The organism is Streptomyces griseus (genome assembly GCF_900460065.1).
In the GTDB taxonomy this organism is placed as follows: Bacteria; Actinomycetota; Actinomycetes; order Streptomycetales; family Streptomycetaceae; genus Streptomyces; species Streptomyces griseus.
On the sequence record NZ_UAVD01000024.1, the window covers coordinates 18,427 to 40,409 of the forward strand.

The 21,983-nt window shown below is 73.1% G+C and carries 22 protein-coding genes; 9 read left to right on the top strand and 13 right to left on the bottom strand.

The annotated features are described in order from the left end of the window. Positions 1-141: 141 nt before the first annotated feature. The 9 genes from DTB53_RS10560 to DTB53_RS10600 all read left to right on the top strand — a co-directional run bounded on the left by DTB53_RS10560 (position 142) and on the right by DTB53_RS10600 (position 10,457). Entirely contained in the window at positions 142-1,344 is a 1,203-nt protein-coding gene (locus DTB53_RS10560; RefSeq protein WP_003965453.1) for a S8 family peptidase, read from the top strand. Between the two features lie 141 nt (positions 1,345-1,485). Beyond that, positions 1,486-2,034, top strand: a complete 549-nt coding sequence (locus DTB53_RS10565; RefSeq protein ID WP_003965452.1) for a DUF1697 domain-containing protein — start codon at positions 1,486-1,488, stop codon at positions 2,032-2,034. Then, complete coding sequence (locus DTB53_RS10570) at positions 2,027-2,434, top strand: nuclear transport factor 2 family protein (RefSeq protein ID WP_042495809.1); 408 nt, start codon at positions 2,027-2,029, stop codon at positions 2,432-2,434. The genes DTB53_RS10565 and DTB53_RS10570 overlap by 8 nt, the downstream gene beginning before the upstream one ends. Before the next feature lie 312 nt (positions 2,435-2,746). After that, on the top strand, positions 2,747-4,438 hold the full coding sequence (locus tag DTB53_RS10575; protein WP_003965450.1) for an ABC transporter ATP-binding protein: 1,692 nt from the start codon (positions 2,747-2,749) through the stop codon (positions 4,436-4,438). Continuing rightward, a complete protein-coding gene (locus DTB53_RS10580) occupies positions 4,435-6,255 on the top strand; it encodes an ABC transporter ATP-binding protein (RefSeq protein ID WP_012378506.1) in 1,821 nt (606 codons plus the stop codon). Before DTB53_RS10575 ends, DTB53_RS10580 begins: the two co-directional genes overlap by 4 nt. Positions 6,256-6,335: 80 nt before the next feature. Next, complete coding sequence (locus DTB53_RS10585) at positions 6,336-7,391, top strand: iron-siderophore ABC transporter substrate-binding protein (protein ID WP_012378505.1); 1,056 nt, start codon at positions 6,336-6,338, stop codon at positions 7,389-7,391. Positions 7,392-7,488: 97 nt separating this feature from the next. Continuing rightward, entirely contained in the window at positions 7,489-8,514 is a 1,026-nt protein-coding gene (locus tag DTB53_RS10590) for a FecCD family ABC transporter permease (RefSeq protein WP_012378504.1), read from the top strand. Further along, positions 8,511-9,614 (top strand): FecCD family ABC transporter permease, encoded by a 1,104-nt coding sequence (locus DTB53_RS10595; RefSeq protein ID WP_012378503.1) that lies wholly within the window; start codon positions 8,511-8,513, stop codon positions 9,612-9,614. The genes DTB53_RS10590 and DTB53_RS10595 overlap by 4 nt, the downstream gene beginning before the upstream one ends. Positions 9,615-9,617: 3 nt before the next feature. Beyond that, the gene (locus tag DTB53_RS10600) at positions 9,618-10,457 is read left to right on the top strand and encodes an ABC transporter ATP-binding protein (RefSeq protein WP_012378502.1); all 840 of its coding nucleotides are present in this window, start codon (positions 9,618-9,620) and stop codon (positions 10,455-10,457) included. A gap of 48 nt (positions 10,458-10,505) precedes the next feature. On the opposite strand, the gene DTB53_RS10605 is transcribed toward DTB53_RS10600, so the two are convergent. From DTB53_RS10605 to DTB53_RS37985, 13 genes are all read right to left on the bottom strand, one after another. Further along, positions 10,506-10,985: a hypothetical protein gene (locus tag DTB53_RS10605; protein WP_042495806.1), complete on the bottom strand. Its 480-nt coding sequence runs from the start codon at positions 10,983-10,985 to the stop codon at positions 10,506-10,508. 299 nt (positions 10,986-11,284) lie between these two features. Further along, a complete protein-coding gene (locus DTB53_RS10610; RefSeq protein WP_012378500.1) occupies positions 11,285-12,139 on the bottom strand; it encodes a class I SAM-dependent methyltransferase in 855 nt (284 codons plus the stop codon). A gap of 133 nt (positions 12,140-12,272) precedes the next feature. Then, positions 12,273-13,025: a sirohydrochlorin chelatase gene (locus DTB53_RS10615; RefSeq protein ID WP_012378499.1), complete on the bottom strand. Its 753-nt coding sequence runs from the start codon at positions 13,023-13,025 to the stop codon at positions 12,273-12,275. A gap of 8 nt (positions 13,026-13,033) precedes the next feature. Beyond that, on the bottom strand, positions 13,034-13,963 hold the full coding sequence (locus DTB53_RS10620; RefSeq protein WP_012378498.1) for an ABC transporter permease: 930 nt from the start codon (positions 13,961-13,963) through the stop codon (positions 13,034-13,036). Further along, positions 13,950-14,741, bottom strand: a complete 792-nt coding sequence (locus tag DTB53_RS10625) for an ABC transporter ATP-binding protein (RefSeq protein WP_003965440.1) — start codon at positions 14,739-14,741, stop codon at positions 13,950-13,952. The genes DTB53_RS10620 and DTB53_RS10625 overlap by 14 nt, the downstream gene beginning before the upstream one ends. A gap of 48 nt (positions 14,742-14,789) precedes the next feature. Further along, on the bottom strand, positions 14,790-15,902 hold the full coding sequence (locus DTB53_RS10630) for an aliphatic sulfonate ABC transporter substrate-binding protein (RefSeq protein ID WP_012378497.1): 1,113 nt from the start codon (positions 15,900-15,902) through the stop codon (positions 14,790-14,792). Positions 15,903-16,132: 230 nt separating this feature from the next. Next, entirely contained in the window at positions 16,133-17,464 is a 1,332-nt protein-coding gene (locus tag DTB53_RS10635; protein WP_012378496.1) for a sulfate adenylyltransferase subunit 1, read from the bottom strand. Between the two features lie 162 nt (positions 17,465-17,626). After that, entirely contained in the window at positions 17,627-18,565 is a 939-nt protein-coding gene (cysD, locus tag DTB53_RS10640) for a sulfate adenylyltransferase subunit CysD (RefSeq protein ID WP_003965436.1), read from the bottom strand. Further along, positions 18,562-19,107, bottom strand: coding sequence for an adenylyl-sulfate kinase (gene cysC / locus DTB53_RS10645; RefSeq protein WP_003965435.1), 546 nt, complete (start codon positions 19,105-19,107; stop codon positions 18,562-18,564). The genes cysD and cysC overlap by 4 nt, the downstream gene beginning before the upstream one ends. Positions 19,108-19,130: 23 nt before the next feature. Continuing rightward, positions 19,131-19,847: a phosphoadenylyl-sulfate reductase gene (locus DTB53_RS10650; RefSeq protein WP_003965434.1), complete on the bottom strand. Its 717-nt coding sequence runs from the start codon at positions 19,845-19,847 to the stop codon at positions 19,131-19,133. Continuing rightward, positions 19,844-20,023: a hypothetical protein gene (locus tag DTB53_RS10655; protein WP_003965433.1), complete on the bottom strand. Its 180-nt coding sequence runs from the start codon at positions 20,021-20,023 to the stop codon at positions 19,844-19,846. The genes DTB53_RS10650 and DTB53_RS10655 overlap by 4 nt, the downstream gene beginning before the upstream one ends. Further along, positions 20,020-21,717 (bottom strand): nitrite/sulfite reductase, encoded by a 1,698-nt coding sequence (locus tag DTB53_RS10660; RefSeq protein ID WP_012378494.1) that lies wholly within the window; start codon positions 21,715-21,717, stop codon positions 20,020-20,022. The genes DTB53_RS10655 and DTB53_RS10660 overlap by 4 nt, the downstream gene beginning before the upstream one ends. Positions 21,718-21,832: 115 nt before the next feature. After that, a complete protein-coding gene (locus tag DTB53_RS37985; RefSeq protein ID WP_316944184.1) occupies positions 21,833-21,916 on the bottom strand; it encodes a putative leader peptide in 84 nt (27 codons plus the stop codon). Between the last annotated feature and the right edge of the window lie 67 nt (positions 21,917-21,983).

A 21,983-nucleotide genomic window follows, 5' to 3' on the forward strand; every position in this document is an offset into this window, starting at 1 on the left:
CGCAACCTTGTTGAGCAAGTCACGCCCTCGGGGAGGCCTTGATCTGTGCTCGTCAATCGGTCAGGGTTTCGAGCCAGCCCCCGGAGATCTTCCGGCCGAGGGCCAATCCCCCCACAGAGTTTGACGAGGAGACCCCTCTTCATGGCCAAGCACCAGCGCACCCGTCGCACCAAGCTGACCGCCGCGATCACCGCCGTGGCCGCCGCCGCCGGAGTCACCCTTCTCGGCACCTCGTACGCCGGAGCCGCGCCCGCTCCCATGGGCACGGTCTACGGCGCCGACGCCGCCACCGCGGTGTCCGGCAGCTACATCGTGATGCTGGACGAGAAGAAGGCCGACAAGGCCGAACTCGCCAAGGAGTACGGCGGCGAGCTCAAGCGCAACTACTCCTCCAGCATCAACGGCTTCTCCGCCAGCGGCCTGTCGGAGACCGAGGCCAAGCGCCTCGCCGCCGACCCGGCCGTCGCCAAGGTCGTGCAGAACAAGAAGTTCAGCATCGACGCCACCCAGGACAACCCGCCGTCGTGGGGCCTGGACCGGATCGACCAGACCGAGACCGCGGGCGACAACGCCTACACCTACCCGGACGCCGGCGGCGAGGGTGTCACTGCGTACGTCATCGACACCGGTGTCCGCGTCACCCACGAGGACTTCGAGGGCCGCGCCACCTCCGGCTTCGACGCCGTCGACAACGACGACGACGCCGACGACGGCAACGGGCACGGCACCCACGTGGCGGGCACCATAGCCGGGGCCGCGCACGGCGTCGCCAAGAAGGCGAACATCGTGGCCGTCCGCGTCCTGGACGACAACGGCTCGGGCACCACCGAGCAGGTCATCGCCGGCATCGACTGGGTCACCGAGAACGCCTCCGGCCCGTCCGTCGCCAACATGAGCCTCGGCGGCGGCGCCGACCCGGCGCTCGACGCGGCCGTCCAGAAGGCCATCGCCGCGGGCATCACCTTCGGCGTGGCCGCCGGCAACGAATCCAGCGACGCCGGCGAGGGCTCGCCCTCCCGCGTCCCCGAGGCGATCACCGTCGCCTCGTCCACCGAGGCCGACGAGCAGTCGAGCTTCTCCAACTACGGCCCGGTCGTGGACATCTACGCCCCCGGCTCGGACATCACGTCCACCTGGAACGACAGCGACAGCGGCACCAACACCATCTCCGGCACGTCGATGGCCACCCCGCACGTCGTCGGTGCCGCCGCCGTCTACCTGGCGGGCAACCCGGACGCGACCCCGGAGGCCGTCGCCACGGCGCTCACCGAGGGAGCCACCCCGGACGCCATCACCAACGCCACCGAGGGCACGGCCAACAAGCTCCTCAAGGTCGTCGAGTAACACCCCGGTTCCGACCGGACACGCCGGGCGGCGGCGGCCCCACCCGCCGCGGCCCGGCCCCACGCACAGCAGCCGCCGCGCTCTCCCCCACGGGGCGCGGCGGCCGCGCCGTGTCACGGGCAGCCCGTAGGGTGAGTGGCCATGACGACGACGTACGCGGCGCTACTGCGGGGGATCAACGTGAGCGGCAGCAAGCGGGTCCCCATGCCCGAACTGCGCACCGTGCTCACCGAACTGGGGCACACCGGCATCGCCACCCATCTCCAGAGCGGCAACGCCGTCTTCCGGAGCGGGAGCGACGACGAGGACGCGCTCGCCGCCGCCCTGGAGCGGGCCCTGCGCGAGCGGTTCGGCTTCGCCGTGGACTGCCTCGTCCGCGACGCCGGCTATCTCGCCGCCGTAGCCGACGCCTGCCCCTTCCCCGCGGCCGAACTGGAGGGCAAGCAGCTCCACGTCACCTTCTTCGACCGGCCCGTCGACGCGGAGCGCTTCGCGGACCTCAAGGCCGGTGACTTCCTGCCGGAGGAGTTCCGGCTCGGCGACCGCTGCCTGTACCTGTACGCCCCCGACGGGCTCGGCCGCTCCAGGCTGGCGGTCGCGCTGGGACGCCCCCGCCACGTCAAGGGCCTCATCGCCACCAGCCGCAACTGGAACACCGTGGCGAAACTCGTGGAGCTGACCCGTGGCTGAGCCGACCCCCGCCGTGGCCGCCGCCATCGAGGGCGAACTGCGGCTGCTGGACCCGGTGGTACGGGCTTCCGCCGAGCTCCTCGCCTCGCTGCTGCACCCCGGGTTCCGGGAGATCGGCACCAGCGGCCGGCTCCGGACCCGGGAGGCCATCGTCGCCTCGCTCACCGCGGACGACGCACCCCGCCCCGGCCCGCTCACCGCCTCCCGGATGCGGGGGGAGCACCTCTGCGCCGACCTGGTGCACCTCACCTTCGACACCGAGTCCAAGGGGCTCCGCTCCCACCGCAGCTCCCTGTGGCGGCTGACCCCGCGGGGCTGGCGGCTCTACTTCCACCAGGCGACCCCGTTCGACGAGGATTCCCCCGGCGACCCCTTTGCCGCCCCCCTCGACCGGACCTGACCCTCCGGGGAGGGCCGCCGGCTCCGGACCCGGCCGTCGCCGCCACGGCGACGAGTCCCTCCGCCGGCATGGAGCCCCCTGACCTTCCAACTCGGTTGCGCGGTAAGCGTCTTCCCATCGTCCCCTTGGCGGGCTCCGCCGGGCACCGCGTGGGGGAGACGGCCCCGACCCGGGGCCGGGGCGTCGGCGCCGGGCGGGGGCCGGGGGTCCCGGTCGCGGCGGGCGCAGGTTAGCCTTGCCTTCGTTTGGCTGGACGTGGGTGGCCGGAAGTCGCCGCCACGTCGGCCCGTGACACGCTGAGGAGCAGATGAAGTGGGGGCTGATACCGCCGGGCGCGGCGTCATACGCCGGGCCGTCGCGGGGCAGCGGCGGGACGTCGCCGTCGGATCGCTCCTGGGCGCCTGCCACCAGACGGGCGAGGCACTCGTCCCCGTACTCATCGGGCTGATCGTCGACCGCGCCGTGGTCCGCCCCGACGGCGGTGCGCTGGCGATCTGGCTGGTGGTCCTCGCCGTCGTCTACACCCTGCTCTCCTACGGCTTCCGCTTCGGCGCCCGCGCCGGCGAACGCGCCGCCGAACAGGCCGCCCACCAGCTGCGCCTCGACGTCCTGCGCCGGGTCCTCGCCCCCCACGGCGGGGCGGAGGCCGGCCGGCCCCCCGGCGCGCTGGTGAACGTGGCCACCGAGGACGCCCGCCGCGTCGGGGCCGTCAACATGGCCCTGACCCTCGGCATCGCCGCGGTGGTCGGCGTCGTCGCGGGCGCGGTGCTCCTGCTTCGCGCCTCCCTGCCCCTCGGGCTCCTCGTCCTGGTCGGCGCACCCGTCCTGATGGCGCTCGGCCACTTCCTGGCCCGCCCGCTGGAGCACCGCAGCGAAGCCGAACAGGAACAGGCCGCGCACGCCTCCGGGGTGGCGGCCGACCTGGTCGCCGGGGTCCGGGTGCTCAAGGGCCTGCGGGCCGAGCGCGCCGCCGTCGACCGGTACCGCGCCACCAGCCAGGCCTCCCGCGAGGCCAACGTGCGCGCCGCCCGCGCCGCCGCCCTCCAGACCGGGCTGATGCTCACGCTCACCGGCTCGTTCATCGCGCTCGTCGCCCTGGTCGGCGGCCGGCTGGTCCTCAGCGGCTCCATCGGACTCGGCGCCCTCGTCTCCGCCGTCGGCCTCGCCCTCTTCCTCCCCGGCCCGATCGGCATGCTCGCCTGGGTCGGCGCGGAGCTGGCCAAGGGCCGGGCCTCCGCCGCCCGGATCGCCGACGTGCTGGCCGCGCCGGGCGAGACCGCCGGCGGCACCGCCGAACCGGCCGCCCCCGCCCCGGGCGAACTGCGACTGAACGGACTCGGCCACGCCGGGCTCGACGGCCTCGACCTGACCGTCCGCCCCGGCGAGCACCTCGGCATCGTCGTCACCGACCCGGCCGACGCCCAGAGCCTCCTGCACTGCCTGGCCCGCCGCCGCGACCCGGAGAGGGGCAGCGTCGAACTCGACGGCGTACCGCTCACCGAACTGGCCCCCGCCGCCCTGCGCTCGACGCTGCTCGTCGCCGAGCATGACGCCCAGCTCTTCGACGGCACCCTCCTGGAGAACGTCACCGCCGCCGCCCCCGCCGGGGCCGACCCGGGCCCCGCGATGGACGCCGCCGCCGTCGACGAGGTGGCCTCCGCCCTGGCCGGCGGCACCGGCGGGCGGATCGGCGAGCGCGGCAGCTCCCTCTCCGGCGGCCAGCGCCAGCGCGTCGCCCTGGCCCGCGCGCTCGCCGCCGACCGCAGCGTCCTCGTCGTCCACGACCCGACCACCGCGGTCGACGCCGCGACCGAGGCCCGCATCGCCGCGGGCATCCGCCGCGCCCGCACCGGCCGCACCACCGTCCTGGTCACCAGCAGCCCCGCCCTGCTCGCCGCGACCGACCGCGTGGTCCTCGTCGACGGCGGCACGATCACCGCCGAGGCCCCGCACGAGGACCTCGTACGCGACCATCCCGTCTACCGCACGGCGGTGCTCACATGACCACTCCCTCGCACCCGGCCGACGAGGCCGCCGAGCTGCTCCCCATCGCCACCCCCGCCCGCACCCGGGCCGCCCTGCGCGCGCTGATCCGCCCCGACCGGGGCCTCGCCCTGACCGGCGTCGGCGTGCTGGTCGCGGCCACCGCCGTCGGCCTCCTCGTCCAGCCGCTGCTCGGCCGGATCGTCGACATCGTCGCCGACGGCCGCCCCGCCGGGGACCTGACCCTCCCGGTCGTCCTCCTCGTCGCGGTCGCCGCCGTCCAGGGCGTCACCACGACGATCGGACTGACCCGGATCGCCCGGCTCGGCGAGACCGTGCTGGCCCGGCTGCGCGAGCGGTTCGTCGAACGGGCCCTGGACCTCCCCGCCGACCGGCTGGAGCGCGCCGGCGCCGGAGACCTCACCGCCCGGGTCACCGGCGACGTCGCCCGGGTCGCCGAGGCCGTCCGCTCCGCGCTGCCCGAGATGGCCCGCTCCGTTCTCGCGATCCTCCTCACCCTCGGCGCACTGGCCCTCCTGGACGTACGGTTCCTCCTCGCCGCGCTCCTCGCCGTCCCCGTCCAACTGCTCACCGCCCGCTGGTACGTGGCCCGGGCGCTCACCCTCTACGCCGACCAGCGGGTCGCCAACGGAGCCCAGCAGCAACAGCTCCTGGAGACCATCGGCGGGGCCGTGACCGTACGCGGCCACCGCCTGGAGGAGCAGCACACCGAGCGCGGCGCCGGACGCTCGCGCAAGGCCGTCGAGCTGACCATGCGCAGCGTCCACCTGGTGCTGGGCTTCTACGGACGGCTGCACATCGCCGAGTACATCGGCCTGGCCGCCGTGCTGATCGCCGGATTCTGGCTGGTCCGCGACGGCGCGGTGTCGATCGGCACCGCGACGGCCGCCGCCCTGTACTTCCACAGCCTCTTCGGACCCGTCAACGCCGCCCTGGTGCTGCTCGACGACGCCCAGTCGGCGGCGGCCGGACTGGCCCGGCTCGTCGGCGTGACCGACCTCGCCCGGCCCGGCACGGGGAAGGCCGGGCCGGCCGGGGGAGCGCGGCCCTCCCCCGTACCGCCCCAGAGGACCGGACCCCGCCGGGAGGCATCCCGGGCGGCCGTGGCCGTGGACGCCGTCAGCCACGCCTACGGACCCGGCCGCCCCGTGCTGCACGAGGTCTCCCTCACCCTGCGGCCCGGCGAGCACGTCGCGCTCGTCGGGACCAGCGGGGCCGGGAAGTCGACCCTCGCCCGGATCGTCGTGGGCGTCCAGCAGCCCACCGCGGGCACGGTCACCGCACCGGGGGACCCCGAGGACCCCTCGGTCGTCCTGGTCACCCAGGAGGTCCACGTGTTCACCGGCGCGCTCGCCGAGGACCTCCGGCTGGCCCGCCCCGACGCCACCGAAGCGGACCTGCGCCGGGCCCTGTCCACCGTGCACGCCCTGGACTGGGCCGAGGCCCTGCCCGACGGGCTCGACACCGTCGTCGGCGAGGGCGGCCACCGCCTCGACCCCGCCCGCGCCCAGCAACTGGCCCTCGCCCGGCTCGTCCTGGCCGACCCCGCCCTCGCCGTCCTCGACGAGGCGACCGCCGAGGCCGGCAGCGCCGGCGCCCGGGTCCTGGAACGCTCCGCCGAGGCCGCCCTCGCCGGCCGCACCGCCCTGATCGTCGCCCACCGCCTCACCCAGGCCGTCGCCGCCGACCGGGTCGTCGTGCTGGAGGCCGGCCGCGTCGTCGAGAGCGGCCCCCACGAAGAACTGCGCGACGCGGACGGCCCCTACGCCGCCCTGTGGCGCGCCTGGTCCGGCAGCCGCACCGCACCGCACCCCTGACCCCCGCGGCACTTCCGTCCCACCCCCGCGGCACTTCCGTCCCACCCCGGCGCACGCCCACCCTCCCGGAGGAATCCGTCATGTTCCGCATGTTCCAGCGCACCCGGCTGACCGCCGTGGCCGCGTCCGCCCTGCTGCTGTTCGGAGCCTCCGCCTGCGGGTCCGGCGAGAGCGACGACGCCGCCGCGCCCGCCGAGGGCGCGCAGAAGGGCGCCTACCCGGTCACCCTCGACCACAAGTACGGCGACACCACCCTCAAGTCCGAGCCGCAGCGCATCGTCACCGTCGGCCTCTCCGACCAGGACGCCGTGCTCGCCCTCGGCAAGGTCCCCGTCGGCACGACCGAGTGGCTCGGCGAGTTCGAGGGCGCCATCGGCCCCTGGGCGGAGAAGGCCCTCGGCGACAAGCCGCGGCCCACCGTCCTGCACGACGACGGCACCGGCCCCCAGGTCGAGAAGATCGCCTCCCTGCGCCCCGACCTGATCCTCGCCCTGTACTCGGGCCTCACCAAGGACCAGTACCGCACCCTCTCCAAGATCGCTCCGGTCGTCGCCCAGCCCGAGGACGGTCCGGACTGGTCCATCTCCTGGCAGGACCAGACCGAGCAGGTCGGCAAGGCCCTCGGCAAGAGCGAGGAGGCCGCGGAGCTGGTCGCGAAGACCGAGAAGCACATCACCGACGCCGCCGCCGCGCACCCCGAGTTCCAGGGCAGGAGCGCCGTCATGGCCACCCCGTACCAGGGCATGTACGTCTACGGCCCGCAGGACAACCGCTCCCGGCTGCTCAACGGCCTCGGCTTCCAGCTCCCCACCGACCTGAGCACGGTCGTCGGCGACGCGTTCGGCGCGAACATCAGCAAGGAGCGCACCGACCTCCTCGACACGGACGCCGTCGTCTGGATCGTCACCGACCCGGCGAAGGACACGAAGAAGCTCCACGCCGACCCGCTCTACGGCAAGCTCGCCGTGGCCGGCGAGGGCCGCGAGGTCATGGTGAAGGAGAGCAGCCACTTCGGCAGCGCCATCTCCTTCGTGAGCCCCCTCAGCCTCCCGTACACCGTCGACCGGCTGGTCCCGATGCTGGCCGCGGCCGTCGACGGCAAGACCGACACGAAGGTCGAGCACCCCGCGTCCTGACGCCGTTCCCGGTCCGTCCCCGCCGACGGGGACGGACCTCCCCCCTCGTGTCGACCGCCCGACCACCCGTGAGGAACCGGACCGTGGAGCCAGCCCCGTGACCCGCCCCGCCCGATGGCGACCCGCCCTGCTCGTGGCCGCGCTCGGCGCCCTGCTGGTGCTGCTCTGCCTGCTCTCGCTCGGTCTCGGGGCGCTCGGCATCCCGCCCGGCGACGTGCTGAAGGCGCTCACCGGACAGCCGACCGGGCCCCGCGTCGAGGACGTCGTCCTGTCGGTGCGCGTTCCGCGTACGGCACTGGGGCTGGCCGCCGGGGCGGCGCTCGGCCTCTCCGGCTGCGTGATGCAGGCGCTGACCCGCAACCCGCTGGCCGACCCCGGCATCCTCGGGGTCAGCGCCGGGGCGGCGTTCGCCATCGTGCTGGCCGCCGGGGTCGCCGGGATCGGCTCGCTGCTCGGCTACATCTGGTTCGCGTTCGCCGGGGCGATGGCGGCGAGCGTCGTCGTCTACCTGCTGGGCCGACTGGGGCGTTCGGGGTCGACCCCGGTGAAACTGGCCCTCGCCGGAGTCGCCGTCACCGCCGTGCTGTCCTCGCTGACCAGCGCCGTCGTCCTCACCGACCCGGCCGCCCTGGACCGCTTCCGCTTCTGGTCGGCCGGGTCCCTCGCCGACCAGGACGCCGCCACCGTGCTGCGCGTCCTGCCCTTCCTCGGCCTCGGCGCCCTCCTCGCCCTGGCGAGCGCCCCCGCCCTCAACAGCCTCGCGCTCGGCGACGACGTGGCCGCCTCCCTCGGCCGCAGGCTCGGCCTCGTCCGCCTCCAGGGCGTCGTCGCCGTCACCCTCCTCACCGGCGCGGCGGTCGCGGTGATCGGCCCCGTCGTCTTCATCGGCCTGGTCGTCCCGCACGTCGCCCGGGTCCTCGCCCAGTACGCCGGACTCGGCCCCGACCACCGCTGGCTGCTGCCGCTCTCGGCCGCCCTCGCCGCCGCCCTGCTGCTCGGCGCGGACATCCTCGGCCGGGTGATCGCCCGGCCCGTCGAGGTGCAGGCCGGGATCATCGTCGCCTTCATCGGCGGACCGTTCTTCATCGCCCTGGTCCGCCGACGCCGGCTCGCGGAGGTATGACCGTGACCACCGACTCCCTCCGCACCCGGAAGACCACCGACTCCCTCCGTACGGAGAAGACCGCGGCCCGCCCCTTCCGCCTGGCCTTCCCCCCGGTCTCCGGCACCCTGCGCCCCCGTCAGCTCGCCGTCTGCGCGGGGCTCGCCGTCGCCGTGTTCGTGGCGCTGTGCTGGAACGTCTCCATCGGCGAGTACGGCATCCCCCTCACCGACGTCGCCCGCGCCCTGACCGGCTCCGGCGACCCCGGCACCCTCCTCGTCGTCCAGGAGCTGCGGCTGCCCCGCGCCATGACCGGGCTCCTCGCGGGCATCGCGTTCGGCATGTCCGGTGCCCTGTTCCAGACGATGACCCGCAACCCGCTCGCCAGCCCCGACATGATCGGCCTCACCCAGGGTGCCGGGACCGCCGTCGTCGCGGGCATCGTGCTCGGCTGGGACTTCGGCCTCGGCACCCAGGCCCTCGGCCTGTTCGGGGCCCTCGCCAGCGCCCTCCTCGTCTACGGGCTCGCCTGGCGGCGGGGCACCACCGGCTACCGCATCATCCTCGTCGGCATCGGCGTCTCCTGGGTCTGCCTCAGCGCCACCGACTTCCTGCTCGCCCGGGGCGGCCGATTCCAGGCGCAGGCCGCCCTCGGCTGGCTCGTCGGCAACCTCAACGGCCGCGACTGGCAGCAGGCCGCACCCCTCGCCTACGCCCTCGTCGTCCTGGTCCCCGCGGCCCTGCTGATCGGCCGGCTGATGCGTACGCTGCAACTCGGCGACGACGTGGCCAAGGGGCTCGGCACCCGTGTCCAGGCCGTGCGGCTCACCGTCCTGCTCACCGGAGTCGGCCTGGTCGCCTTCGCGACCGCGGCGGCCGGGCCCGTGGCCTTCGTGGCGCTCGCCGCCCCGCAGATCGCCCAGCGGCTCTGCCGCACCGCCTGGCCCCCGCCGCTCGCCGCCGGACTCACCGGCGCCCTCGTCGTCCTCGCGTCCGACGTCCTCGCACGCGAACTGGTCCCCGGCACCGAACTGCCCGTCGGGATCGTCACCGGGGTGCTCGGCGCCCCGGTGCTGCTCTGGCTGCTCATCCGCGTCAACCGCGCGGGCTCAGGAGGCTGACCGATGTCCACCGCCGAACCCGACCTGCGGGCCGAGGGCCTGCACCTGGGCTACGACGACCGGGCCGTCGTCAGCGGCCTCGACCTGGCCGTGCCGCCGGGCCGGATCACCGCCATCGTCGGCGCCAACGCCTGCGGCAAGTCGACCCTGCTGCGCGCGCTGGCCCGGCTGCTGGCCCCGCGCGAGGGTGCGGTCAGCCTGGACGGCCGCGCCCTGCACACCATCCCCACCAGGGAGTTGGCCCAGCGGCTCGGCATCCTCCCGCAGGCGCCGGTCGCCCCCGAGGGCCTCACCGTCATCGACCTGGTCAACCGGGGCCGCTCCCCGCACCAGACGTGGTGGCGGCAGTGGACCAAGGCCGACGAGCAGGCGGTCCACGACGCGCTCGCCGCCACCGGCACCACCGACCTCGCCGACCGCGCGGTCGACGAGCTCTCCGGCGGCCAGCGCCAGCGCGCCTGGATCGCCATGGCCGTCGCCCAGGGCACCCCGGTCCTCCTCCTCGACGAGCCGACGACGTACCTCGACCTCGCCCACCAGATCGACGTGCTGGACCTCGTCGTCGACCTCAACCGGCGCGAGGGCCGCACGATCGTCATGGTCCTGCACGACCTCAACCAGGCCTGCCGCTACGCGGATCACGTCATCGCGATGAAGAAGGGCGGCATCGTCGCCGAGGGCGCCCCCGCCGACGTGATCACCGCCGAGACGGTCGAGGACGTCTTCGGCCTGCGCTGCCAGGTGACCACGGACCCGGTCAGCCGCACCCCGCTGGTCATCCCGGTCGGCCGTCACCACACGCCGGGGCCCGAGCCCGACAAGCCCGCCGGGAGCCTCGGCTGACGGGCCGCCGCACGTACCGGCCCCGCGGCGGCCCGCCCTCGCCCGGACTCAGATGCCCGCGGAAGCCATCTCGATGATGGAGCGGTAGTAGGCGGCGGTCGAGACCACACAGGCGCGGTAGGTGCGGTTGTCCTTCACCACGAGGAAGTAGTCCCGCAGGTTCTTCCAGTACTGGACGAGATAGCCGAGACCGGGAACGAAGCCCGGCGGCCGGGGCACGAGCGCGAACGCCTCGGAGCACTGCAGGATGCGCTCGGTGGCCTGCGAGAGCACGTCGGCGACCTCGGCGTTCATGTTCCAGCCTGCGGCCAGCTGGGGCGTCCAGATGGCGCCCGCGATCTCCCTCAGGTGCTCCTGCTCCGCGGGCGTCGGGTCGGCCGGGATCCGGAGCGGGGCCGCGGCGGCCGGCGCCTCGGCGGGGGCGTTGCCGACGGCCAGGGCCGGTGCGGCGGCGCCGGCGGTGAGGAGCGCTCCGGACAGCACGAGCGCCACGGCCGCTACCGCCGCGGATCTGTGTCTTGTCATCATGATTCCCTTCCGGTGGCCCGCTGTGTCGACGGGACTGCGCACGGTCACTCCGCGCGCACCGACGCTGACATGCGGCCCCCTGCCCGTCAACGGCGCCTGTTCGGCCGCTCCGCGCCTGAGTAACGCGGGCAACCGACCGGTACCGGGAGCTCGTCGACACGTCCGTCGGCCCGGTCCGGGTGGCGGTCGCGGCTGCCGCCCATGGCGACGGAGCCCTCGCGCCCCCCGGGGCTGCTTCCGGCACGAGCGGGCGCGGTCCGGCGGGCTGTCCCACGACCGAGCCTCCGCCGGGACGTACGTCAGCGCGCGGTGACCGCGTACGCGGCGAGCGGACGGTTGCCGCGCTCCACGGCGACGGCCCGCAGGACGTCGGCCTGGCTGCGGACGAGCCGGCGCACCGGTTCGGGCAGCGACGCCAGACGCGCCTCCGCTCCGACCAGGTCGAGACAGGCGGCGACCTCCCAGTCGCCGTCCTGAAGACCTTCGGTATCGACCGGCCCGCCGCCTTCGGCCGTCCAGCCGGCCCCGGGCAGGAGCCGCAGCAGCTCCTCACGGGAGAAGGGCGTGCGCACATTGCCCTGACCGCGCGATCCGGCGGCCTCGACCTGCCCCTGGATCAACACGGCGAGGAGGTGCGCCAACTGGTCGCCGGACGCGGGCGTCAGGTCCCACTCGGTGAACCACAGCTGCCGCGCCCACCGCCGTACCCGGGCCAGGGTGTCCCGCAGCTGCCCGAGCGAGGCGAAGTACCAGGAACAGTGCGCGAGCACCACATGGTCGAAGGCGAGGCCGGGGAAGTCGACGGACGGATCGAGCACGTCGGTGCCGAAACGGAAGTCGACGCGGGGGCCGAGAGGGCCCGCCGCGAGCCGGTCCGCCGATTCCCCCAGCGTGACCGGGGAGCCGTAGGAGGGGTCGGCCACATCGATGGCCACCACACGCCCCTCCGGCCCGACCGCCTCGGCCAGGACGGCGGTCATGTCGCCCTGACCGCAGCCCAGTTCCAGGACCCTGGAGCCGGGCGCGATGTCCCAGCCGGCCACGAGCGCGGCGCGGTGGCGGGTCTGGACGAGCTGGCCGGCCGGGCTGTGCTCGGCGGCGGCCATGCCGGCCGCGAGGGAGGGGGCCTTGGCGGGGAGATCGGAGCGGTTCACGGAGTCCTTGGCGTACGCGGCGGGTCGATGCGGGCCGATCGTACGAGACGTACGGGCGGCGGCGCCTCCGCTTTCCGCGGCACTCCGCGGCCGGGCCCTCACCCGGTGCGTGTCCGGCGACCCGCCCGGCCCCTCACGCCGACAGCGACGCCCCCACCGTCACCCGCGTCTCGTCGTACCGGTCCAGCAGCAGCCGCGCCATCTCGGGCGCGGGTCCCAGCACGTCGGCGAGCACGTCGGCCCCGGCCGCCTCGGCGCCGGCCACGATGCGGTCGGGGAGCCGGCCGGGCGCGATCACGTACGGGGCCACCGCCACCCGGTCCACGCCCTCGGCGCGCAGGGCCCGTACCGCGTCCTCGGTACGGGGAAGGAGTGCGGAGGCGAACGCAGGCCGCACGGCGCACCAACCGGTGTGCCGCAGCTCCCGCGCGATTTCAGCGATCACTGCGATCGCCTCCGGGTCCGATGATCCCGCCGAGGCCAGGACGAGCCCGGTCCGGGGGAGGTCGCCGGGACGGACCCCGGCCTCCCGCAGCCGCCGCCCCAGGGCGGCGTTGAGCAGCGGGGACGGGCCGAGGACGTCGGCCTGCCGGACGCGCAGGCGCGGCAGCCGGGCCCGGGCCTCGCGCAGGACCGAGGGGATGTCGGTCTTGGCGTGGAACGCCCGGGTGAGCAGCAGCGGGAGGGCGACGACCTCGTCCGCCCCCTCCGCGGCCAGGCGCTCCAGCACCCGGGGCACCGACGGGGCGTTGAACTCCAGGAACGCCGTCTCCACCCGCAGTCCCGGCCGCTCGGCGCGGACCCGCTCGGTGAGCGCGTGCACGGTCGCGGCGTGCCGCGGGTCGCGGCTGCCGTGGGCGATGACGAGGAGCGTGGGGTGCGTCATGGGAGGGCTCAGTTCTTGACGAGGAGACCGCGGCTGCGCAGCACCCACCGCTCCAGCGGACTGAAGATGAGCAGGTCGATGGCGATGCCGACGAACAGGATGAGCAGAATCGACAGGAAGATGCCGGGCATGTCGAAGTTGCTGCGGCCGTTCTCCAGCAACTGTCCGAGCCCGAGGCCGAGTTCGGGTGACGAGGCGATGATCTCGGCGGCCATCAGCGAGCGCCAGGAGAACGCCCAGCCCTGCTTGAGGCCCGCCAGATAGCCGGGCAGCGCCGCCGGGAGCACGATGTGCCAGGTCCCGCGCAGCCCGGTCGCGCCGAGTGTGCGGCCGGCCCGGAGGAACAGCGGCGGCACCTGGTCGACGCCGGAGACCAGACCGTTGGCGATCGAGGGCACCGCGCCCAGCAGGATCACCGCGAACATCATCTGGTCGTTCAGGCCGAGCCAGATCACCGCCGGGGCCACCCACGCCACCGAGGGCAGCGACTGGAGCCCGGACAGGATCGGACCGATCGCGGCCCGGACCAGCTTCACCCGGGCGACCAGCAGCCCCAGCGGCGTACCGATCGCGACCGCGAGCAGGAAGCCGAACAGACCGCGCGACACGCTGGTCCAGACGACCTCCAGCAGCGTGCCCGCGAGCCACATCTCCCGGGCGCTGTCCCACACGGCGGACGGCGGCGGCAGCTTGTAGGTCTCCGTGACCTGGGCGCGGACGAGCAGCTCCCAGACCACCAGGACCAGCGCCACCGCCACGACCGGCGGCAGCACCTTGCGCAGGAGGACCTCGCGCACCGGGGTGCGGTTGATCTGCACGGCGTCGAGCGCGTCGAGGCCGGCTTCCAGACCGGCCAGGTCGTCCGGTTCCCTGTCGACCGGTCCGGTGGCCGCCGTGTCCGGCCCCTTGCGGTCGGACGTGATGTCAGTGCTGGCCATGTCGGCGGATCTCCCCACGCAGTTCTTCGGTGATCTCGACGGACAGCTCCGCCACGGCGGTGTCCTCGATGCGGCGCGGCTGCTCGATGTCGACCGTCCACTCCCGGGCGATCCGGCCCGGCCGGGACGAGAGCAGCACGACGCGCTGCGCGAGCCGTACGGCCTCGCGCACGTTGTGCGTGACGAAGAGGACCGAGGCGTTCGTCTCCGCCCAGATCCGGGTCAGCTCGTCGTGCAGCACATCGCGGGTGATGGCGTCCAGCGCCGCGAACGGCTCGTCCATCAGCAGCAGTTGACTGTCCTGGGCGAGGGCACGGGCCATCGCGACGCGCTGGCGCATACCGCCGGACAGCTCGTGCACCCGCTTGCCGTACGCCCCGCCGAGCCGGACGAGTTCGAGCAGCCGCTCGGCCTCGGTGCGGCGCTCGGACTTGGGCACCCCGCGCAGCCGCAGGGCCAGTTCGATGTTCTTGCCCGCGGTCAGCCACGGGAAGAGGGCGTGCTCCTGGAACATCAGGGCCGGCCGCCCGCCGGGGGTCTCGATGGACCCCTTCGACGGGCGGTCGAGTCCGGCCACCAGGTTGAGCAGCGTCGACTTCCCGCACCCGGACGCTCCCAGGAGGGTGACGAACTCACCCGGAGCGACATCGAGCGTGATGTCGTCCAGCACGAGCTGGGCCCCCGTGGGCCCGGCGAAGGACTTCGAGACGTGCGCGAGACGGGCTGCGTGCTCGACCGTCGTACGGTCCTCGGCCTTGGTGAGGGTAGGGGTCGCCATGGTCGTCACCTCCTGGGAATCCTTACGTCCTGCTGCGGATGGGGCGGGCTACTTGACGCCGAGACCGGCGTCGGCGACCTCGGGCAGGCCCTCGGCCTTGAGGATCTTGTTCAGCGGGCCCAGGTCGTAGATGCCCTGGAGGTCGGGCTCCTTGAGCAGACCCGACTTGACCGAGTACCCGGCCTGCGTCTTCAGCGTCTCGGCCAGCGGGTCGTCCGTGATCTCGATGGACTCCCACGCCGGGTCGAGGATCTCCTGGGGCAGCGGCTTGCCGCTCAGCTTCTCCAGCGCCTTGTTCGCGGACGCCTTGGCCTCTTCCGGGTTGGCGTTGATCCACTTGTTGGTGGACACCGACCCCTTCAGCACCGCCTCGACCACGTCCGGGTGCTCGTCGAGGAACGTCTGCGACACGATGATGTTCGTGATCACGAACTTCTTGTCCGGCCACAGGTCCTTCTCGTCGAGGAGCACCTTCGCCCCCTCGGAGACCAGCTTGGACGCCGTCGGCTCGGGCACCCACGCCCCGTCCAGGTCACCGGACTTGTAGGCGTCCGGGGTCACCTTGTTGTCCGAGCGGACCACCGAGACGTCGCCCTTGCCGCTCTGGGCGTCGACCTTCCAGCCCTTCTCGGAGATCCAGTTGAGGAAGGCCACGTCCTGGGTGTTGCCGAGCTGCGGGGTGGCGATCTTCTTGCCCTTGAGGTCGTCCAGGGTCTTGATCCTGTCCGGGTTGACGACCAGCTTCACCCCGCCGGAGGCCGAACCGGAGATGATCCGCAGTCCCTTGCCCTGGGACTTGCTGTACCCGTTGATGGAGGGGGAGGGGCCGATGAAGCCGATGTCGATCGACCCGGCGTTCAGCGCCTCGATCTCGGACGGGCCCGCGTTGAAGGTCGTCGACTCGACCTTGGTGCCGCCCAGTTCCTTCTGGATGGTGCCTTCCTGGATACCGACCAGGGCGGTGGCGTGCGTGAGGTTCGGGAAGTACCCGATCTTCACGGTGTCGGAGGAGAGCTTCTTCCCTCCGGCGGAGACGTTCGTCTTGGCGTCGTCGTCCTTGGCCTCGGAGCCGTAGCCGCAGGCGGTGGCGGCCAGGGCGAGCAGCGGCAGGGCGGCGACGGCGGCGAGGCCGCGGCGAACGGTGGAACGGGGGGCAGGCACGGGAGGCTTTCCTCTCGTCGGCCCGGTCCCACGCCCCGCTGTCTGGTCAGGGGGGCGCGGCCGGGAGGGCGGCAGGTCTACGGCGGTACGGGTGCGGGGGGTTCAGGGCGCGCGAGCGGTGCGCGTACGTCATCACGCACATCGCCCGACCCCGCCCTGGCCGCTGCCGAGGGCGCCGCTGCCCACCCGGCCGCCCTCCTTCGCGAAGGAGGAGAAGAAGTCGGTGGCCATCAGAAGTCCCACTCGGCGTCGTCGACCGCCGCGACGGCCTCGGCGGCGGCGGCGAACGCGGCGCCCGCCATGCCGGCGCTCAGCGTCGTCCCGTCCGCCGGGTCGATCAGCAGGAACGATCCGGTGCGCCGGGAGTCCTCGTAGGAGTCGAGCGCGAGCGGCTCGGCGGTCCGCACGACGACCCGGCCGATGTCATTGGCGACCAGCTGCCCGGGGGCCGGGTGCTGGGAGAGGTCGTCCAGGGTGAGCCGGGAGGGGATGTCCTTGACGATCGCCTTGACCGTGCGGGTGGTGTGCTTGAGCAGCACCCGCTGCCCCACGGAGAGCGGCTGGTCGGCCACATGGCAGACGGTCGCCTCGACGTCCTGCGTGACGGCGGGGGAGTCGTCGGCGGGGGCGATCAGGTCGCCCCGCGAGATGTCGATGTCGTCGGCCAGCCGGAGCGTCACCGACTGCGGGGCCCAGGCGATGTCCACGCTCTCGCCGAGCGCGTCGATGCCGGTGATCGTCGTCGTGCGCCCCGAGGGGAGGACAGCGACGGCCTCGCCGACCCGGAACACCCCGGCGGCGATCTGACCGGCGTACCCCCGGTAGTCGGGGTGCTCGGCGGACTGCGGGCGGATCACGTACTGCACGGGGAAGCGCGCGTGGCAGGCGGTGAGGTCGTGGCTGACCGGGACCGTCTCCAGGTGCTCCAGGACGGTCGGTCCGCCGTACCAGTCCATGTGGGCGGAGGGTTCCACCACGTTGTCCCCGGCCAGCGCCGAGATCGGGATCGCGGTGATCTCCGGGACGCCGAGGGAGGCGGCGTACGCGGTGAACTCCTCGGCTATCGCGGCGAAGACGGGCTCCGCGTAGTCGACCAGGTCCATCTTGTTGACCGCCAGCACCACGTGCGGGACGCGCAGCAGCGCGGCGACGGCGGCGTGCCGGCGGGTCTGCTCGACGACCCCGTTGCGGGCGTCGACCAGGACCACGGCCAGCTCGGCCGTCGAGGCGCCGGTGACCATGTTGCGGGTGTACTGCACATGGCCCGGGGTGTCGGCGAGGATGAACCGGCGGCGGGCGGTGGCGAAGTAGCGGTAGGCGACGTCGATGGTGATGCCCTGCTCGCGCTCGGCGCGCAGCCCGTCGGTGAGCAGCGCCAGGTCCGGCGCCTCCTGCCCGCGGTTGAGCGAGGCCTGCTCGACGGCCTCCAGCTGGTCGGTGAGGACCGACTTGGAGTCGTGCAGCAGACGTCCCACGAGGGTGGACTTGCCGTCGTCGACGGACCCGGCGGTGGCGAAGCGCAGCAGGGTGGTGGCCGACAACTGCTCGGCTGTGGTGGTCATGGGGGCCTCTCGTGTGGATCAGGCCGGATCAGGGAGCGGGGTCTGGCGCCGTGCGTCGCAGGGCGGAGGAGGGAGTCATGGCGGAGCCGTGGTGAGTGACGACAACGCGGCGAGGTGCGGCACCGGGGCACGCGTGCCCGCCCTGGTCCACACGAGAGGCCCTCAGAAGTACCCCTCGCGCTTGCGGTCTTCCATCGCGGCCTCGGACATCTTGTCGTCGGCGCGGGTCGCGCCCCGCTCGGTGAGCCGGGAGGCGGCGATCTCGGTGATCACGGCGTCCAGCGTGGTGGCGTCGGAGTCGACGGCCCCGGTGCAGGACATGTCGCCGACCGTGCGGTAGCGCACCAGCCGGGTCTCGGTGGCCTCGTGCTCCTTCGGCCCGCCCCAGTGCCCCGCCGTCAGCCACATGCCGTTGCGGTTGAACACCTCGCGCTCATGGGCGAAGTAGATCTCCGGCAGTTCGATGGACTCGCGCTCGATGTACTGCCAGACGTCCAGCTCGGTCCAGTTGGAGATCGGGAAGACCCGGACGTGCTCGCCGGGGGCGTGCCGGCCGTTGTAGAGGTTCCACAGCTCGGGCCGCTGGCGGCGCGGGTCCCACTGGGAGAACTCGTCGCGCAGCGAGAAGACCCGTTCCTTGGCGCGCGCCTTCTCCTCGTCGCGCCGCCCGCCGCCGAACACCGCGTCGAAGCGGTGCTGCTGGATCGCCTCGGTCAGGGGCACGGTCTGGAGCGGGTTGCGGGTGCCGTCGGGGCGCTCGCGGAGCTTCCCGGCGTCGATGTACTCCTGCACGGAGGCGACGTGCAGCCGCAGTCCGTGCTTCTTGACCGTACGGTCGCGGTAGTCGAGGACCTCGGGGAAGTTGTGCCCGGTGTCCACGTGCAGCAGCGTGAACGGCACCGGCGCGGGCGCGAACGCCTTGAGCGCCAGGTGCAGCATCACGATGGAGTCCTTGCCGCCGGAGAACAGGATCACCGGCCGCTCGAACTCACCCGCCACCTCGCGGAAGATGTGGACCGCCTCGGACTCCAGGGAGTCCAGGTGGCTGAGCGCGTACGGGTTCGCCGTGCCCTCGGACACGGTGGTGGTGACGGCACTCACGCCAGGCCCCTCTCGGTGAGCAGCGCGTGGAGCGCCGCCGCTGACTCCTGCACGGTCTGCTGGTGCGACTCGATCCGCAGGTCCGGCGATTCGGGGGCCTCGTAGGGGTCGTCGACCCCGGTCAGCCCGCTGATCTCGCCCGCCGCCTGCTTGGCGTAAAGGCCCTTCACATCACGTACGGAGCACACCTCGACGGGGGTCGCGACGTGCACCTCCAGATAGGTGGTGGACTCGGCGGCGTGCCGCTTGCGGACGGCCTCGCGGCTGTCGGCGAACGGGGCGATGACGGGGACCAGCACTTTCACGCCGTTGGCGGCGAGGAGTTCGGCGACGAAGCCGATCCGGGCCACGTTGGTGTGCCGGTCCTCGCGGGAGAAGCCGAGGCCCGCCGAGAGGAACTCGCGGATCTCGTCGCCGTCGAGCACCTCCACCCTGTGGCCCTCGGTCCGCAGCCGGCCCGCCAGCTCGTACGCGATGGTGGTCTTGCCCGCGCTCGGCAGACCGGTCAGCCAGATCGTGGCTCCCGTCTCCGTCACGCTCATCGAACTCTCCTGATCAGTCGTCATCAGCCGTGCAGCCCGCATTCGGTCTTGCCCCGGCCGGCCCAGCGGCCGGCCCGTGCGTCCTCGCCCTCCAGCACCCGGCGGGTGCAGGGCGCGCAGCCGACGGAGGCGTAGCCGTCCATCAGCAGCGGGTTGGTGAGCACGCCGTGCTCGGCGACGTAGGCGTCCACGTCGTCCTGGGTCCAGCGGGCGATGGGGGAGACCTTCACCTTGCGGCGCTTGGCGTCCCAGCCGACGACCGGGGTGTTCGCCCGGGTCGGCGACTCGTCACGGCGCAGCCCCGTCGCCCACGCGGCGTACGCGGTCAGGCCGTCCTCCAACGGCTTGACCTTGCGCAGCGCGCAGCACAGGTCGGGGTTCCGGTCGTGCAGCTTCTCGCCGTGCTCGGCGTCCTGCTCGGCGACCGTCTGCCGGGGGGTGATCGTGATGACGTTGACGTCCATCACCGCGTCCACCGCGTCCCGGGTCCCGATGGTCTCCGGGAAGTGGTAGCCGGTGTCCAGGAAGACCACGTCCACGCCCGGCATCACCCGCGACGCCAGGTGCGCGACCACGGCGTCCTCCATCGAGGAGGTGACGCAGAAACGCGGCCCGAAGGTGTCGGCAGCCCAGGCCAGGATCTCGGTGGCGGAGGCGTCCTCCAGCTCCCGTCCGGCCCGCTCGGCCAGCTCGCGGAGCTCCTCGTCGGTCAGCTCCCCGCTCAGCAGAGTGTCCGTCATATCGCGTTCCCCTCACCGTCGTTGCGCCGCACGCCCCGGGTCAGCAGACCCAGGAACTTCAGCTGGAACGCACGGTTGCAGGAGGCACATTCCCAGGCGCCGTGACCGGTCTCGTTGGGACGCAGGTCCTCGTCGCCGCAGTACGGGCAGTGGAACGGGGCGGCTCGCTCGCTCATGACAGCGACTCCGCACTGGCGCGCGCCGCCCAGGTCGCGAAGCGCTCGCCGTCCGCGCGCTCCTCCTGGAAGCGGCCGAGCACCCGCTCGACGTAGTCCGGCAGTTCGGCCGAGGTGACCTTCAGGCCGCGGACCTTGCGGCCGAACCCGGCCTCCAGGCCGAGCGCCCCGCCGAGGTGCACCTGGTAGCCCTCCACCTGCTCGCCGTTCTCGTCCAGCATCAGCTGGCCCTTGAGACCGATGTCCGCGACCTGGATACGGGCGCAGGCGTTCGGGCAGCCGTTGATGTTGATGGTGATGGGGTGGTCGAACTCCGGGATGCGGCGCTCCAGTTCGTCGATCAGGGAGGCGCCGCGCGCCTTCGTCTCGACGATCGCCAGCTTGCAGAACTCGATACCGGTGCAGGCCATCGTGCCGCGCCGGAACGGGGACGGGGTGACCTTCAGGTCCAGCGCCTCCAGACCGGCGACCAGGGAATCGACCTGCTCCTCGGCCACGTCCAGCACGATCATCTTCTGCTCGGCGGTGGTCCGCACCCGGCCGGAGCCGTGCGCCTCGGCGACCTCGGCGATCTTGGTGAGCGTGGAGCCGTCGACCCGGCCCACCCGCGCGGCGAAGCCGACGTAGAAGCGGCCGTCCTTCTGCCGGTGCACCCCGAGGTGGTCGCGCCAGGTCTGGGCGGGCTGCTCGGGCGCGGGCCCGTCGACCAGTTTCCGCTTCAGGTACTCGTCCTCGAGGACCTGGCGGAACTTCTCCGGCCCCCAGTCCGCGACCAGGAACTTCAGCCGGGCGCGGGTGCGCAGCCGCCGGTAGCCGTAGTCGCGGAAGATCCCGATGACCCCGCCGTACACGTCGGGCACCTCGTCCAACGGCACCCAGGCGCCGAGGCGCACCCCGAGCTTGGGGTTGGTGGAGAGGCCGCCGCCGACCCAGAGGTCGAAGCCGGGGCCGTGCTCCGGGTGGTTCACACCGACGAAGGCGATGTCGTTGATCTCGTGTGCCACGTCCAGGTGCGGGGAGCCGGAGACGGCGGACTTGAACTTGCGGGGCAGGTTGGAGAAGTCGGGGTTGCCGATGAACCGGCGCTGGATCTCGTCGATCGCGGGCGTGCCGTCGATGATCTCGTTCTCGGCGATGCCCGCGACGGGGGAGCCGAGGATCACGCGGGGCGTGTCACCGCAGGCCTCGGTGGTGGACAGGCCCACCTCTTCGAGCCGCCGCCAGATCTCCGGCACGTCCTCGATGCGGATCCAGTGGTACTGCACGTTCTGCCGGTCGGTGAGGTCCGCGGTGCCGCGCGCGAACTCCTGCGAGATCTCCCCGATCACCCGCAGCTGCCGCGTGGTCAGCCGGCCCCCGTCGATCCGGACCCGCAGCATGAAGAACTTGTCGTCCAGCTCCTCCGGCTCCAGCACGGCGGTCTTGCCGCCGTCGATGCCGGGCTTGCGCTGGGTGTACAGCCCCCACCAGCGCATGCGTCCACGCAGGTCGTTCGGGTCGATGGAGTCGAAGCCGCGCTTGGAGTAGATCGTCTCAATGCGTGTCCGTACGTTGAGACCGTCGTCGTCCTTCTTGAACTGCTCGTTCCCGTTCAGAGGGGTGTGGTGGCCCACGGCCCACTGACCCTCGCCACGGTGGCGTCCGGCCTTGCGGCGGGGCGTGGTGGTCGCAGGCTGTTCCGGGGTAGCGGCCATGACAATACGTCCTTCGGGACTGCGGGAGGGCGGCTCTGAGCGGCACACTCGCGCTGAGGCGCGGCGGTGCGCAGGGCAATTCAGAGGGAAGAGGAGTGCGGCGGTGCTGGGACTCTCAGCTCGCCGGACAGATGGCGCTGGACATGCGGCAGAGGTCGACGTGGCGTCGACTCACCAAGGCAATTCCAGTTCCAGACATGACGGAAGCGTGTCACGCGCATCTCGGGGCAGTCCACCACTATCCGCTATGTGGACGGCTGGGTCTC